General features: G+C 56.8%; 15 protein-coding genes. 5 read left to right on the top strand and 10 right to left on the bottom strand.

Annotation, left to right across the window (positions count from 1 at the left end; all coding sequences use genetic code 11):
- The 8 genes from ACLGE8_RS16405 to rppH all read right to left on the bottom strand — a co-directional run bounded on the left by ACLGE8_RS16405 (position 1) and on the right by rppH (position 6,666).
- On the bottom strand, positions 1 to 321 hold the full coding sequence (locus ACLGE8_RS16405; RefSeq protein WP_410999945.1) for a prepilin-type N-terminal cleavage/methylation domain-containing protein: 321 nt from the start codon (positions 319 to 321) through the stop codon (positions 1 to 3).
- A complete protein-coding gene (locus ACLGE8_RS16400) occupies positions 306 to 710 on the bottom strand; it encodes a DUF2509 family protein (RefSeq protein WP_410999944.1) in 405 nt (134 codons plus the stop codon). Before ACLGE8_RS16400 ends, ACLGE8_RS16405 begins: the two co-directional genes overlap by 16 nt.
- Positions 707 to 1,261, bottom strand: a complete 555-nt coding sequence (locus ACLGE8_RS16395) for a prepilin peptidase-dependent protein (protein ID WP_410999943.1) — start codon at positions 1,259 to 1,261, stop codon at positions 707 to 709. The genes ACLGE8_RS16400 and ACLGE8_RS16395 overlap by 4 nt, the downstream gene beginning before the upstream one ends.
- Positions 1,255 to 1,719: a prepilin peptidase-dependent protein gene (locus ACLGE8_RS16390; RefSeq protein WP_410999942.1), complete on the bottom strand. Its 465-nt coding sequence runs from the start codon at positions 1,717 to 1,719 to the stop codon at positions 1,255 to 1,257. The genes ACLGE8_RS16395 and ACLGE8_RS16390 overlap by 7 nt, the downstream gene beginning before the upstream one ends.
- A 205-nt stretch (positions 1,720 to 1,924) precedes the next feature.
- Positions 1,925 to 2,719 carry a thymidylate synthase gene (thyA, locus tag ACLGE8_RS16385; protein ID WP_123650647.1) on the bottom strand — a complete coding sequence of 265 codons (795 nt, stop codon included), beginning with the start codon at positions 2,717 to 2,719 and terminating at the stop codon, positions 1,925 to 1,927.
- 6 nt (positions 2,720 to 2,725) lie between these two features.
- A complete protein-coding gene (gene lgt, locus ACLGE8_RS16380) occupies positions 2,726 to 3,598 on the bottom strand; it encodes a prolipoprotein diacylglyceryl transferase (protein WP_185667950.1) in 873 nt (290 codons plus the stop codon).
- Between the two features lie 278 nt (positions 3,599 to 3,876).
- Positions 3,877 to 6,123 (bottom strand): phosphoenolpyruvate--protein phosphotransferase, encoded by a 2,247-nt coding sequence (gene ptsP, locus ACLGE8_RS16375; RefSeq protein WP_410999941.1) that lies wholly within the window; start codon positions 6,121 to 6,123, stop codon positions 3,877 to 3,879.
- 12 nt (positions 6,124 to 6,135) lie between these two features.
- Entirely contained in the window at positions 6,136 to 6,666 is a 531-nt protein-coding gene (gene rppH, locus ACLGE8_RS16370) for an RNA pyrophosphohydrolase (RefSeq protein WP_035893962.1), read from the bottom strand.
- A gap of 441 nt (positions 6,667 to 7,107) precedes the next feature.
- Here rppH and ACLGE8_RS16365 point away from each other — a divergent pair, with 441 nt between their 5' ends.
- The 5 genes from ACLGE8_RS16365 to ACLGE8_RS16345 all read left to right on the top strand — a co-directional run bounded on the left by ACLGE8_RS16365 (position 7,108) and on the right by ACLGE8_RS16345 (position 10,460).
- Positions 7,108 to 7,254, top strand: a complete 147-nt coding sequence (locus tag ACLGE8_RS16365; protein ID WP_411000038.1) for a hypothetical protein — start codon at positions 7,108 to 7,110, stop codon at positions 7,252 to 7,254.
- Between the two features lie 95 nt (positions 7,255 to 7,349).
- Positions 7,350 to 8,045: a DNA mismatch repair endonuclease MutH gene (mutH, locus tag ACLGE8_RS16360; RefSeq protein ID WP_410999940.1), complete on the top strand. Its 696-nt coding sequence runs from the start codon at positions 7,350 to 7,352 to the stop codon at positions 8,043 to 8,045.
- Between the two features lie 192 nt (positions 8,046 to 8,237).
- Positions 8,238 to 8,951 (top strand): TerC family protein, encoded by a 714-nt coding sequence (locus tag ACLGE8_RS16355; RefSeq protein WP_410999939.1) that lies wholly within the window; start codon positions 8,238 to 8,240, stop codon positions 8,949 to 8,951.
- A 123-nt stretch (positions 8,952 to 9,074) separates the two neighbouring features.
- Positions 9,075 to 9,293: a YgdI/YgdR family lipoprotein gene (locus ACLGE8_RS16350; RefSeq protein WP_035893968.1), complete on the top strand. Its 219-nt coding sequence runs from the start codon at positions 9,075 to 9,077 to the stop codon at positions 9,291 to 9,293.
- Positions 9,294 to 9,419: 126 nt separating this feature from the next.
- Entirely contained in the window at positions 9,420 to 10,460 is a 1,041-nt protein-coding gene (locus ACLGE8_RS16345) for an NADP(H)-dependent aldo-keto reductase (protein ID WP_185667946.1), read from the top strand.
- A 167-nt stretch (positions 10,461 to 10,627) separates the two neighbouring features.
- Here the strand turns inward: ACLGE8_RS16345 and lplT are convergent, their stop codons facing one another.
- Positions 10,628 to 11,821: a lysophospholipid transporter LplT gene (gene lplT, locus ACLGE8_RS16340; RefSeq protein ID WP_410999938.1), complete on the bottom strand. Its 1,194-nt coding sequence runs from the start codon at positions 11,819 to 11,821 to the stop codon at positions 10,628 to 10,630.
- On the bottom strand, positions 11,814 to 13,973 hold the full coding sequence (aas, locus tag ACLGE8_RS16335; protein ID WP_410999937.1) for a bifunctional acyl-ACP--phospholipid O-acyltransferase/long-chain-fatty-acid--ACP ligase: 2,160 nt from the start codon (positions 13,971 to 13,973) through the stop codon (positions 11,814 to 11,816). The genes lplT and aas overlap by 8 nt, the downstream gene beginning before the upstream one ends.
- Positions 13,974 to 14,149: the final 176 nt, after the last annotated feature.

Raw genomic sequence — 14,149 nt, 5'->3', positions numbered from 1 at the left:
CTACTGACTGACCGGGCAATGCAGGCGGGACATGCGCCCCTGCTTACCCATGGGGGTGGTAATAGTAGCATTGATGCTGACACAACGTTGTGACGATGTCTGTCCCCGCTGGCTCTCCCAGCCAACAGGCAGCGCCAGTGCCTGCTGCTGCGTTTGCCCCCAGGCGTAGCGCCACATCTGGCGGTACTGATTAAGCTCAAGGCTGCTGGTTGCCAATACACGATAATAGCCGCCCAGCGCCGTCACTACGCTCACCATCAGGCACATTGCCAGCACCACTTCCGGCAGGCTAAAACCTCGCATTTTCAGGGTATCTGGCATCGCGCCACCTCCTTTAACGGGCAAAAATCGCTCCAGCCATGTGCGGAAAAACGGAGACTTCCCGCCGCCCAGCGTCCCGACTGCCAGAGCATGAGCGCCTCATTTTTGGCCACCAGAAGCAACGTGCCGTCATCGAAGAGCCGTAGACAAACCCGCGTTATACCGCCATGCACCAGACATTGCGCCCCGGCCTCTGCCGCCCAGTTCTGGACTTTCCCCCACTGCAACGCCGTATGAACCTCCGCGGTGTGCTGAAGCGCCCGACTTTCTGTACTGACGTTCGCAGTTTGCTGCCGCAGCGCCTGATTCAGCCCTTGCAGCATCAGGCTGCCGGTAACCAGCAGCATCAACACCATCGCTAGCGATGAAACCCCACGCTGGCGATTCACAGGTTATACCCCGTCACCCCATACTGCGCGCTGGCGGCCGCGCCGCTCGTCGCCGTGGCCGATAAGCTAATCAACAACTCCGGCGCAAACCCGCTGATGGCCTGGCGCGACACCCGAAAAGCCGTGACGGTCGCCGTCGCCGGGTCGGTCATTTTATCCCAGCCGCTGCCGCTACAGGCTTTCGCCCCGCGCAGCGTCTCCAGCACGCCGGACTTCAGGCGAAAGCCAATGCTGTCAGCACTTTCGGTCGGCGATGTTTCCCAGATACCGTTGCTGTTGCCATCCCAGCGGGCAATAACGCACTGTCCTTCCTCCGCAATCGTCAGCGCTTCGCCCTGGCAGCTATCGCCACCGCAGTAGCCCGCACGTTGAAGATGCTTTGCGACCGTATAAACGCTCTGCCAGAGATCGTCCTCCAGCGTTTGCTGACGCATTTGCAGGAAAATTCCCCGCTGCAGCGCGGGCTGGAAGCGAGAAGCGCCCAGCAGTAACACGCTGCTAATCGCCATCGCAATCAGTACCTCCAGTAGCGAAAACCCGCGCATTAACATGCCCCCCCTTCGCATAACCGCACTCGTCCTCCGTTTGAGATAACCACCGTCCAGCGCCCCGCGTCGCTAACCAGCGTCACGTTGCCCGCCCATGCGGTATTACGCAGGCCAAAAAAAGCCAGATTAGGCGTGATATGGCTGACATCCACCCCTGCCCACATTGGGTGAAATATAGCGGGGTTGCCCGTTGGGCAGCCTGCCAGGACGGCTTCATCGGCCACCACGCACCAGCTGCTTTCGTGCCGATGTAACCGGAAGATACGATCGCGGTTATGCCAGTTGGCATCGCTGCGCATCGCCATCAGGTAGCCGCGCAGTTCGCTGGCGGTTTGCCACAGCCGCTGCGACTGCTGCCAACGGTGCCAGCCGTACAGGCCGGTTGCGCTGAGGATAAGCACCAGCGTCAACGCCACCAGGGTTTCAATCAGGGTATAGCCCCGTTCTCTTTCTCTGTTCATGACGGGCAGTATGGCGCGCGCGTTAAGGGAGCACGAGTCAGGGATTTGGCTTTTACGAGTCGTCTTCAGGGGAAAATAGTGGTTTACAGCAACGCGGGCGGAAACGAGGAAAGTGCTTCGCAAAACGGGGGCTTACGGCGCCAGAAATACCGTCAACCACGCATAAAAAAACGGCACCTAAGTGCCGTTTTTTATGACCGTGAGATTAAATCGCCACCGGTGCTTTGATACCCGGGTGCGGGTCGTAACCTTCGATTTCAAAGTCATCAAAGCGGTAGTCGAAAATAGACTCCGGCTTACGTTTAATCACCAGCTTCGGCAGCGCACGCGGTTCGCGGGTCAGCTGCAGAGCGGTCTGTTCCATGTGGTTGCTGTACAGGTGGGTATCCCCGCCGGTCCAGACAAAGTCCCCCACTTCCAGGTCGCACTGCTGCGCCATCATATGCACCAGCAGCGCATAGCTGGCGATGTTGAACGGCAGGCCGAGGAACACGTCGCAGGAGCGCTGATAGAGCTGACAAGATAGCTTGCCGTCAGCCACGTAGAACTGGAAAAACGCATGGCACGGCGCCAGCGCCATCTTGTCCAGTTCACCGACGTTCCACGCGGAAACGATGATACGGCGTGAATCCGGATCGTTTTTCAGCTGGTTCATCACGGTGGTGATCTGGTCGATATGGCGGCCGTCCGGCGTTGGCCAGGCGCGCCACTGTTTGCCGTAGACCGGCCCCAGGTTGCCGTTCTCATCGGCCCATTCATCCCAGATGCTGACGTTGTTTTCGTGCAGGTAGGCAACGTTGGTGTCGCCCTGCAGGAACCACAGCAGTTCGTGGATGATGGAGCGCAGATGGCAGCGCTTGGTCGTCACCAGCGGGAAACCTTCTTGCAGGTTAAAGCGCATCTGGTGGCCGAAAATGGAGACGGTGCCGGTGCCGGTACGGTCGTTTTTCTGGGTGCCCTCATCGAGCACCTTCTGCATCAGTTCAAGATACTGTTTCATGCTTCCTCAGGAGATCTGTTGCTGCGGACGGCGAAACGCCCAGACCATCATAATGATACCCGCAAGCACCATCGGAATCGAAAGAATCTGCCCCATGCTGATGTACTGCACCCACTCGCCGGTGAACTGCGCGTCCGGCTGGCGGAAGAATTCAGAGATGATGCGGAACAGACCGTAGCCAATCAGGAACAGCCCGGAGACCGAGCCCGCCGGGCGCGGTTTACGGATAAAGAAGTTCAGGATCAGGAACAGCACCACGCCTTCCAGCGCCAGTTCATACAGCTGGGACGCATGGCGCGGCAGCGAGCCGTAGGTATCAAACAGCGTTTGCCATTCCGGGTGAGACGGCAGCAGTGCCAGGTCTTCCGCACGGGAGCCCGGGAATAGCATGGTGTAGTGGAAGCTCGGGTCGACGCGGCCCCACAGTTCGCCGTTGATAAAGTTCCCCAGACGACCGCAGCCCAGACCAAACGGAATCAGCGGCGCAATGAAGTCAGACACCTGGAAGAAGGTACGCTTGGTGCGTTTGGCGAAGATAATCATCACCACGATCACGCCAATCAGGCCGCCGTGGAAGGACATCCCACCGTCCCAGACGCGGAACAGATAGAGCGGGTCCTGCAGGAAGGAGTCGAAGTTGTAGAACATCACGTAGCCGATGCGCCCGCCGAGGAATACCCCGAGGAAGCCCGCATACAGCAGGTTTTCAACTTCGTTTTTGGTCCAGCCGCTGTTTGGGCGGTTCGCACGACGCGTCGCCAGCCACATGGCAAAGATAAAGCCCACAAGGTACATCATGCCGTACCAATGCAGGGAGACCGGTCCGATGGAGAAAATTACCGGATCAAAGTCCGGGAAACGCAGATAACCACTATTCATCTGTCACCACAAATGCTTGTTATTCCGCCGGAAGTGGACAGCGGTAGAGATGCGCGCCGGAAGCTTCAGGCGCTCCAAAGGTGCGAATGATAGCACAGGGGAGATGAGAGATGATGCGGAGAAGATGTAAAAGATATGTATAAACGGGGAGCATTGTGAGATCCCGGCGTCGCTGCGCTCGGCCGGGCTACGAGGTGGTGCAGAATGTATCCGGTCATACAGTAGCGCCATCCGGCAATGTGCGCCGGACTGCCTGATGGCGCTGCGCTTATCAGCGCCTACAGGCCGCCGCGAATCAGGCCACCCAGGCCACGACGTTCCATAAAGGCTGCCACCTGATGGCGCACTTCAGTCGCCATCTGCGCATCCAGGCTGCGACGTGCCAGGGTTTCGGCATCTTCGAGATCGATATTGCGCAGCAGATACTTCACGCGCGCCACCGAGCGGCCGTTCATCGACAGATGACGGAAGCCGAGGCCCACCAAAATAGTGACGCACATTGGGTCCCCCGCCATTTCGCCGCACAGGCGTAAATCAATGCCGTAGCGCTCCGCTTCCTGGACAATCATCGACAGCACCCGAATCATGCCGGGATGCAGGCTGTCATACATGCTGGCAACGCGCGTGTTGTTGCGGTCAACCGCGAGCACGTACTGGGTCAGGTCGTTGGTGCCCACCGAGATGAAATCGACGCGATTTGCCAGATTCGGCAGCATAAAGATCATCGACGGCACTTCCAGCATGATCCCGATACGTGGTTTTGGGATCGCATAGCCGATCATCTCTTCCACTTCGCGACCGGCGCGGTCAATCAGGCGACGTGCTTCATCCACCTCTTCAAGGTTGGTGATCATCGGCAGCAGAATGCTGAGATTGCCGGTTGCCGCATTGGCGCGCAGCATCGCACGCACCTGGATCAGGAAGATCTCTGGCTGATCGAGCGTGATGCGGATCCCGCGCCAGCCAAGGCATGGGTTCTCTTCGCTGATCGGCATATACGGCAGCTGTTTATCCGCGCCAACGTCAAGCGTACGCAGCGTCACCGGTTTGTCGTTGAACATCTGCAGCATGCCCTGATACTGCGCCACCTGTTCCTCTTCTGACGGGAAGCCGCTTTGCAGCATAAACGGAATTTCGGTGCGATAGAGGCCAATGCCATCGATGCGACGCCCCAGCTTCTGCTCATGTTCAGGGCTGAGGCCAGCGTTGAGCATCACCTTCACACGCTCGCCGCTTTTCAGCTCTGCCGGGCGTTCAACGTCCCCTTCCGCCAGGCGGCTAAGTTCGTTCTCTTCGCTGATAAGACGCTGGTATTCCTGCACCAGGATCGGTTCAGGATCGACCAGCAGTTCACCGCGATAGCCATCCACCACCAGCGTGCGTCCATGAAGGATCGCAGGCTGAATGTCTGCCCCCATCACCGTCGGAATGCCCAACGCACGCACCATGATCGCCGCATGGGAGTTGGCGGCACCGTCACGAACGACCACGCCCGCTAAACGATCCTGCGGCACTTCCGCAAGCGTCGCGGCAGAGAGTTCGTCAGCCACCAGCACAAACCGCGCGGGCCAGCCGTTCGCGCCCTGCGTGGTGTCATCAAGGTGGAACAGCAGACGCTGCCCGAGCGTACGCAGATCGCCCGCTCGCTCTTTCAGATAGCCGTCGCTCAGGGCGGCAAACTGTTCGGCGAACTTCTCGATAATTTTTTTCACCGCCCATTCGGCGACCGAGCCTTTATCGACTTCCGCGAACAGTTCGCGGCGCAGGCTGGCGTCAGAGAGCAGGTGTGAATAGAGGTCGAAAATCGCCGCCGTCTCTTTTTGCGCCCCGGCGGCATAGCGTTTGCTGTAGCGACGAAACTCGTTCGCCGCCTCTTCCAACGCGGCGGTTAAACGCTCGCGCTCAAGCGCGGTATCCAGCGATGACGCTTCATAAACCTGCTCCATCAATGGCAGGGTGGCGTCCATCCAGCCTTCGGCAATCGCCACGCCCGGCGAGGCGGGCAGCGCACGGATACGCGTCTGGCGGTACTGACCAAACAGCGCCGTCAGCTGAGATTGGGAGAGGATCGCCGCCATCTGAGTGGCGAGCGTCACCAGGAATGACTCTTCGCTTTCGTCGAACTGACGCAGTTCGCGCTGCTGCACCACCAGCACGCCCAGCAGTTGGCGGCGCTGAATAATCGGCACGCCAAGAAAGGCACGGAAGCGCTCTTCTTTTACTGAGGGGATGTATTTGTAGCTGGGGTGTTTTTGCGCGTCGGCAAGGTTTATGGGTTCAGCCAGTCGGCCAACCAGGCCAACGATGCCTTCATCAAAGGCGAGCGTGATGGTACGACCGCGTGGCTTCTTCAGCCCGCGGGTCGCCATCAGGTAAAAGCAGCGTCGATCGTTGTCGGCGAGATAGACCGAGCATACCTCCGTCTCCATCGCCTGGCAGACATCGGTAACCAGAATATCCAGCGCCTCGTTCAGGCGAGGCGCACTCGCGACCTTCTCAACAATTTCGCGCAAGCGAGTGAGCATAATATGCGTGGCTTAACCTCTTTTACGTCGATAAGCAGGCGCGCTTTGCGGCTTTGGCGCGCTCTCCGCAAGCGCCATCACTACACTGGCGAACTCTTTCATTACCCGGCGGTAGACGTCGCGTTTAAACGAGACGACCTGACGCACCGGATACCAGTAACTCACCCAGCGCCAGCCGTCGAACTCCGGCGTGCTGCTGGTCTGCATATTGATATCCGCGTCATTGCCGATCAACTGCAAGAGAAACCACTTTTGTTTCTGGCCGATACACACCGGCTTAGTGTCCCAACGCACCAAACGTTTTGGCAACTTGTAACGCAACCAGTTTCGGGTCGAAGCGAGGATCCGCACATCTTTACGGCTTAATCCAACTTCTTCGAACAGTTCCCGATACATCGCCTGTTCTGCTGTCTCACCAGGGTTTATGCCCCCTTGGGGAAATTGCCAGGAGTGCTGACCATAGCGTCGGGCCCACATTACCTGACCCTGACGATTGCAAATTACAATACCAACGTTCGGGCGGTAGCCATCGTCATCAATCACCGGACTACCTCAAAATAAGCTTCAATGTGAATGATTGTTTCACACTCGCTGGAAACGGTAAACCACTCTATTACGCCTCTACCAACGAATAACATTTGAATAACTCACAGTAATCATCAGAGTTATAAACAGAGAACCGCGCTGGTCAGCGATTTTATTCACTTTTTCTGTGGATAGAGTTGTGAAGAAGTAAGGAATTACCCAGGGAAAACCCAGAGTACTCTGAATAATCGCATGCAACTATCGTTCAGTAAAATGATATTTTTCATTATGTTATTATAGTTAATCCTGATGCATTAGCGCATAACGTGACGATCATCACATAGGCGATCCTTCGATTGATGAAAGATCGAACAACGTTGGTTTTATCCACAGATTGTGCAAACATCTTAGGCATCTTTTGTGCGAAAATTCGATTTTCGTCGCACGTCAAGGCTGTAAATTGAAACAGTAGTCAGGCTTTTCCCCAGTTATCCCACTTTTCTGTGGATAACATGGTGTAAGATCCTGTTCATTGTCAGTGACCAGATTTGGAAAACCTTTTTTCGCCTGATTTTTTTGCCTAATTTATACGTAAAAAAACGATGATAATCATCACCTTGGTATATTTACTCAGAAAAAGTTAAACTCTATCCACACCCGGTAAAACTGTCGTTCATTTTTTCACCAAAAGGCGTCTCATCATGTCCACCCTCGCACCGCTTCCCGAATCGCCTAAAACCCAGGCTGAGCTGCTTGCTCAGGCGCAGCGTCTGGCGGGTTATTCGTTGGGAGAGCTGGCGGCGATGGCCGGTATCGTGGCGCCGAAAGATTTAAAGCGCGATAAAGGCTGGATTGGCGTGCTGCTGGAGATCTGGCTGGGAGCAAGCGCCGGCAGCAAGCCCGAGCAGGATTTTGCCGCGTTGGGGGTGGAGCTGAAAACCATTCCGATCGATACGCAGGGCCGTCCGCTGGAGACCACCTTCGTCTGCGTCGCGCCGCTGACCGGCAACTCAGGCGTGACCTGGGAGAACAGCCACGTGCGCCATAAACTAAAACGCGTGCTGTGGATCCCGGTCGAAGGCGATCGCGCTATTCCGCTGGCCGAACGTCGGGTAGGCGCGCCGCTGCTATGGACGCCAAGCGCCGAGGAAGAGCATCAGCTGCAGATGGACTGGGAAGAGTTGATGGATCTGATCGTGCTCGGCCAGGTAGAACGCATTACCGCTCGTCACGGCGAGGTGCTCCAGCTCAGGCCGAAGGCCGCCAACAGTAAAGCGCTGACCGAAGCGATAGGCGCGCACGGAGAGCCGATAATGACGCTGCCGCGCGGTTTTTATCTCAAAAAGAACTTCACCGCCGCCCTGCTGGCACGCCACTTTATGTTACGCACTGATTAATTTTTTTGTCCTGCCGCGCTGCGGGCTTATACTCCTCCCTGCTGCACGCAGCATGCTCGCTGGTACGCCTTTACTTCTTCTCTGAGCGATAGCTTTCGTTTCATAGGATGAGCCGGTGCCAGCGGCAGTTGCGGGGAAGCACATCAACGTACATCGATTAACGCTTTTGTTCTATTTGGCAGGACTTATCTAATGTTATTTGCATGGATCACCGATCCCAATGCCTGGCTTGCGCTCGGCACGCTGACGATTCTGGAAATCGTCCTGGGCATCGACAATATTATTTTCCTCTCTCTGGTTGTGGCTAAGCTCCCTACCGCACAGCGGGCGCATGCTCGCCGTCTGGGGTTGATGGGGGCGATGGTGATGCGTCTGGCGCTGTTGGCCTCCATTGCCTGGGTGGTGAAGCTGACCCAGCCGCTGTTTACGCTGTTCGGCCAGGCCATTTCCATTCGCGATCTGATTTTACTGGTTGGCGGGCTGTTCCTTATCTGGAAAGCCAGTATGGAGATCCACGAGTCGATCGAAGGCGATGAAGAGAGCATGAAAACGAACGTCCATTCGTTTTTTGGCGCCATCGTGCAGATTATGATGCTGGATATCATCTTCAGCCTCGACTCTGTCATCACCGCCGTGGGCCTCTCTGACCATCTGTTCATTATGATGGCCGCCGTGGTGATTGCCGTGTGCGTGATGATGTTTGCCGCGCGCTCGATTGGCGAGTTCGTCGAGCGCCATCCGTCGGTGAAGATGCTGGCGCTGTCGTTCCTGATTCTGGTTGGCTTTACGCTGATCCTCGAGAGCTTCGATGTGCATGTGCCAAAAGGCTACATCTACTTTGCGATGTTCTTCTCTATGGCGGTCGAGAGCCTCAATCTGCTGCGAAGCAAGAAAAATCCCCTTTAATCGTTCATCAACAGCCCTCAATTGAGGGCTGCGTCCGGTTTTTTTAAGATTTTCCTGCTTTATGCTGTCCCTTGAGTCGGTTATTACTAGACTATTAAGAGTGCGGCGATGAAGGGGATAACGATGACAAAATGGGCAGTGTTGATTTCCGCAGTAGGTTTAGCTTTTGCAGTTTCCGGCTGTAGCAGCGATTACGTGATGGCTACCAAAGATGGTCGGATGATCCTGACTGACGGTAAACCGGAAGTCGATGACGACACCGGGCTTATCAGCTATGAAGATCAGCAAGGTAATAAAATGCAGATCAACCGCGACGACGTGTCGCAAATTATCAAACGATAATCAGAGAGGTCAGCCGCCTGCTGGCCTTTTTTCATTTTCTGCTTTCCCTTTTTCTCCCCCTCTGCCATTTTTATATTCCTTTGTCAGGACTCTCTCCTGACGCTGTTGATAAAAGGAAGCCGGCTTATGCAGTACCACCGTATCCCCCACAGCTCGCTTGAGATAAGCACCCTCGGGCTTGGCACTATGACGTTTGGTGAACAAAATAGCGAAGCCGACGCCCACGCACAGCTTGATTATGCCGTTAGTCAGGGCATCAATCTTATCGATGTCGCCGAGATGTACCCCGTTCCTCCGCGCCCGGAAACCCAAGGGCTGACCGAGACCTATGTCGGTAACTGGCTGGCGAAACATGGCAACCGCGAAAAGTTAGTGATCGCCTCGAAGGTGAGCGGCCCTTCGCGCAACAACGATAGCGGCATCCGCCCTAATCAGGCGCTGGACCGCAAAAACATTCGCGATGCGCTGCACAACTCGCTGACGCGCCTGCAGACCGATTATCTCGATCTCTACCAGGTGCACTGGCCGCAGCGCCCGACCAACTGCTTCGGTAAGCTGGGTTACACCTGGGCCGACTCCGCGCCGGTCGTGTCGCTGCTGGAGACGCTGGAAGCGCTTACCGAATATCAGCGCGCCGGGAAGATTCGCTATATCGGCGTATCCAACGAAACGGCGTTTGGCGTAATGCGCTACCTGCATCTGGCGGATAAACACGATCTGCCGCGCATCGTCACCATCCAGAACCCGTACAGCCTGGTGAACCGCAGCTACGAAGTGGCGCTGGCGGAAGTGAGCCAGTTTGAAGGCGTTGAGCTGCTGGCCTACTCCTGCCTGGCCTTCGGGACGCTCACCGGTAAGTACCTGAACGGTGCGAAGCCTGCGGGCGCACGTAATACGTTGTTCAGCCGCTTCACCCGCTACAGCGGTGAGCAGACGCAGAAGGCAGTGGCGGCATACGTTGATATCGCCAAACGTCATAACCTCGACCCGGCACAAATGGCGCTAGCGTTCGTTCGCCGTCAGCCGTTCGTTGCCAGCACGCTGTTAGGCGCGACGACGATGGAGCAGCTGAAAACTAACGTTGAAAGCCTGCATCTGGAGCTAAGCGCGGAAGTGTTGGCGGAGATTGAAGCGGTGCATCAGGTTTATACCTACCCGGCACCTTAAGATGTAGGCCGGATAAGGCGGTTACGCCGCCATCCGGCAAGGTGCCGCATCGTGCCGGATGGCGCTACGCTTATCCGGCCCACAATGAGCAGTCCCGGGGTCGCTTGCGCTCGCCCGGCTACCGGAACAAATGTAGCCCGGCCAAGCGAAGCGCCGCCGGGGTTACATCAACGGCGCTTACCCCATAGCCACAGCGCGAGAATCGCCAGCGCAAACAACACGCCAAAACCAATCCCCACGCCGACCACCGGAATATTCACCGCCACCGCCAGCGAATAGAGCCCCAGCATAATCAGCATGGCGCTGTTTTCACCGAGGTTTTGTACCGCTATCGCATTGCCCGAACCCACGGTGTGTTTGCCGCGATCCTGCAGTAGCGCATTGAGCGGCACCACAAAGAAACCGCCGCAGATACCGATGATAAACAGCAGTACGTACGCCGGCAGCAGCGCATGCTGGAAGGCAAAAATGGCGACAACCACGCCAATCAACACCCCGGCCGGCATACAGCGTGCCACGGTTTCAAGCGTCACCAGCTTTGCCGCCGCGCCCGCACCCACCACAATCCCGACAGCAACCATCGCATTCAGATAGGTTGGCGTCGCGTTATCGGTAATTCCCAATGCCACCGGCACCCACAGCACCAGCAGAAAACGCAGCGTCACCCCTGCGCCCCAGAACATGCTGGTGCCAAGCAGAGAAAAACGCGTTTCGCCGTTGTGCCACAGCACGTTGCAGGCGTTAAAGAAGCTGTGGGTCATTGGACGAAAACGCCAGGACTGGCCCGGACGCGCCGCAGGCAGTTTCGGAATAAAGAAGTTGGCCGCCACCGCGATGCCGTACACCACCGCGCAAAGTACCAGCGCCCCTACCACGCTCCAGTCGGCCACTACGCCACCGGCGACGGAGCCAATCAGAATGGCGGCGATGGTCGAGGCCTCCATTAAACCGTTGGCTTTCACCAGCTTATCGCCGGTAGTGATTTCACCGAGAATGCCGTACTTCGCCGGGGAGTATGAGGCCGCGCCAATGCCCACCAGCGTATAGCCGATAAACGGGTTCAGGCCCGCGCAAATTGTCGCCGCACCGACCAACTTCAGGCCGTTGGCAAACATCATCACCCGACCTTTGCCGAAGCTGTCCGCCACCTGGCCGACAAACGGGGCGAAGATGATGTAAGCGCCCACAAACACCATCTGCAGCACCGGCTGGCTCCACTCCGGGTAAAACTGCTGCTTCATCAACGCCAGCACGGCAAACAGCAGCGCGTTATCGCCGAACGCCGAAAAGAACTGGGCCACAATCACCGCCATCATACCTTTCGACAGCAGGGAATTGTTAGTGTGTACTGACTCACTCATTCGGATGTTCCGTCTCTGCGACCATGCTCTTAAGGGTGACGAAATCCGGTTTACCGCTGCCAAGCAGCGGCAGCTGTTTCAGCCAGCGAATATCTCGCGGCACCGCCAGCTCCGGTACGCCATGGGCCCGCGCATACTGCAGCAGCTTGTCGCGGGTGAGTTCATTATCGGTGGTAAACAGCACCAGCGCCTCGCCTTTGCTGGCGTCGGTTTTCACCGCGGTGGCATGCATTTTTTCAGGCGACACGCCCAGCGCTAACTGCTCAACGATTTCCAGCGAGACCATTTCGCCGGCAATTTTGGCAAAACGCTTCGCGCGGCCCTGAATTTGCACAAAGCCCTGCGCATCAAAGGCCACGATATCACCGGTGTCATACCAGCCGTTTTCCAGCTCGCCGTGCTGATTCTCAGCCGTAGGCACTTCAAGCACGCCCGGATTCTCAACGCGCAGATAGCCCGCCATGATATTCGGCCCCTTCAGCTGCAGGCGGCCGCCCTGTTCAATGCCCGGCACTTCCAGCAACCGTGCGTCCATGCCCGGCAGAATGCGCCCCACCGTACCCGGCTTCGCCGCCATCGGTACGTTGATGGAGACCACCGGCGCGCATTCGGTCACACCGTAACCTTCGAGAATGCGCAGGCCAAATTTGTCCTGCCACAGCTCTTTGGTGCTTTGTTGCAGCTTTTCCGCCCCCGCCACGACATAGCGTAGACGATAGAAATCGTACGGGTTGGCGAAGCGCGCGTAGTTGGCTAAGAAAGTGGAAGTTCCAAACAGCACGGTACAGTTGCGGTCATAGACCAACTCCGGCACCACGCGATAGTGCAGCGGGCTTGGGTAAAGGAACACTTCTGCGCCGGTCAACAGCGGTGTGAATAGCCCCACCGTCAGGCCGAAGGAGTGGAACAGCGGCAGCGCCGACATAAAGCGATCGTTGGCGGTGAAGTCAGCGATGGTTTTAATCTGCTCCACGTTCGCCAGGATACTTTTATGGCTATGCACCACCCCTTTCGGATGGCCTTCCGAGCCGGAGGTAAAGAGGATAATCGCCGGGTCTTCCGGCTTCTGCGCAACCTGCGCCAGGCGGGGCATCAGCACGCGGGAGAAGATCCACAGCTTGTCCGTCGTGGTCACATCGCCTTTTAAATCTTCGAGGAACACCCAGCGCACCTGGGTGAGCTGCTCGGTCAGATGCCAGAGTTTGCCTTTATCAAGGAAGGTTCGAGAGGTAAAGATGGTGCCGATCTGTGCGGCAGTAATGGCGCTGGTCAACCCTTTTACACCGGCAGTGTAGTTCATCATTGCCGGGATACGCCCACGGGCAATAGCGCCAAAAATCACCGCCGCGCTGATGCCCGCGTTCGGCAGCATCAGGCCAATCTTTTCACCTTTTTTGCTGTATTTTTCCAGAATACGCGCCACAAACAGCGTTTTGGTCAGCAGCTTGCGATAGCTATCCGGCTGGAAGTTGATGTCTTCCACACACGGTTTTTTCTCGCCATAGCGGTGCATGGCGGTCAGTAACGATTCATACAGGGTTTCACGCGGGCGAACCGCCATGCGCGCTTCCATCATAATCTGATGCAGCATTTCTCCGGCAATTTTGCGACGGTCGCGCGCGCGTGGCGCTTCCGGCATCGGCAGCGTGGTTGGCGGCAGCAGATGCAGCGAAATGCGCGGGAACAGGCGCTGCTTTACCAGCCCTTTCAGGCGGCTGAAGTAGGTCAACTCCGCGCCTTCAATGCGCAGCGGAATAATCGTCGCCCCGGACTTGGCCGCCACAAAGGCCGCGCCGTCGTAAATCTTCATCAACGAGCCGGATACCGAAATACGCCCTTCCGGGAATATCACCACCGGGCGACCCTGTTCAATCAGGCGCACCAGGTGCTTGATGGACATTGGCTTGGTCGGATCTAACGGGACGAAATCAATGATTGGCGTCAGCCAACGCATAAACCATTTTTGCGAAATTGAGGTATAGACGGCAAAAACCGGACGAACGGGGAGAAACAGCGCCAATAATATGCCATCGAGGAACGAGACGTGGTTCGGGGTAATCAGCACCTTCGGCTGGTTCAGCGCGTCGGTGTTTCCCGTCATCCTGACCCGAAAAAGCACCTTAAATAGCTGTCGGAAAAAACAGAGAAGCATACCAACTCCTTTTGCCATAGTTTTGTTCATGAAGGTTACACGAGAAAACTGAGGAAAAGCAGTCCGGGAAGGAAACAGGCAAAATAAATATCCTCCGGCATAGCCGGAGGTTTTTCTGATGCGCCTATAAGGCTCTCTTACCAGCCGCGCCCTAACAGGCGCATACGATCTGACAT

This window comes from Kluyvera sp. 142486 (assembly GCF_046569695.1).
In the GTDB taxonomy this organism is placed as follows: domain Bacteria; phylum Pseudomonadota; class Gammaproteobacteria; order Enterobacterales; family Enterobacteriaceae; genus Kluyvera.
This window is presented reverse-complemented; position numbering and strand designations above follow the sequence as displayed.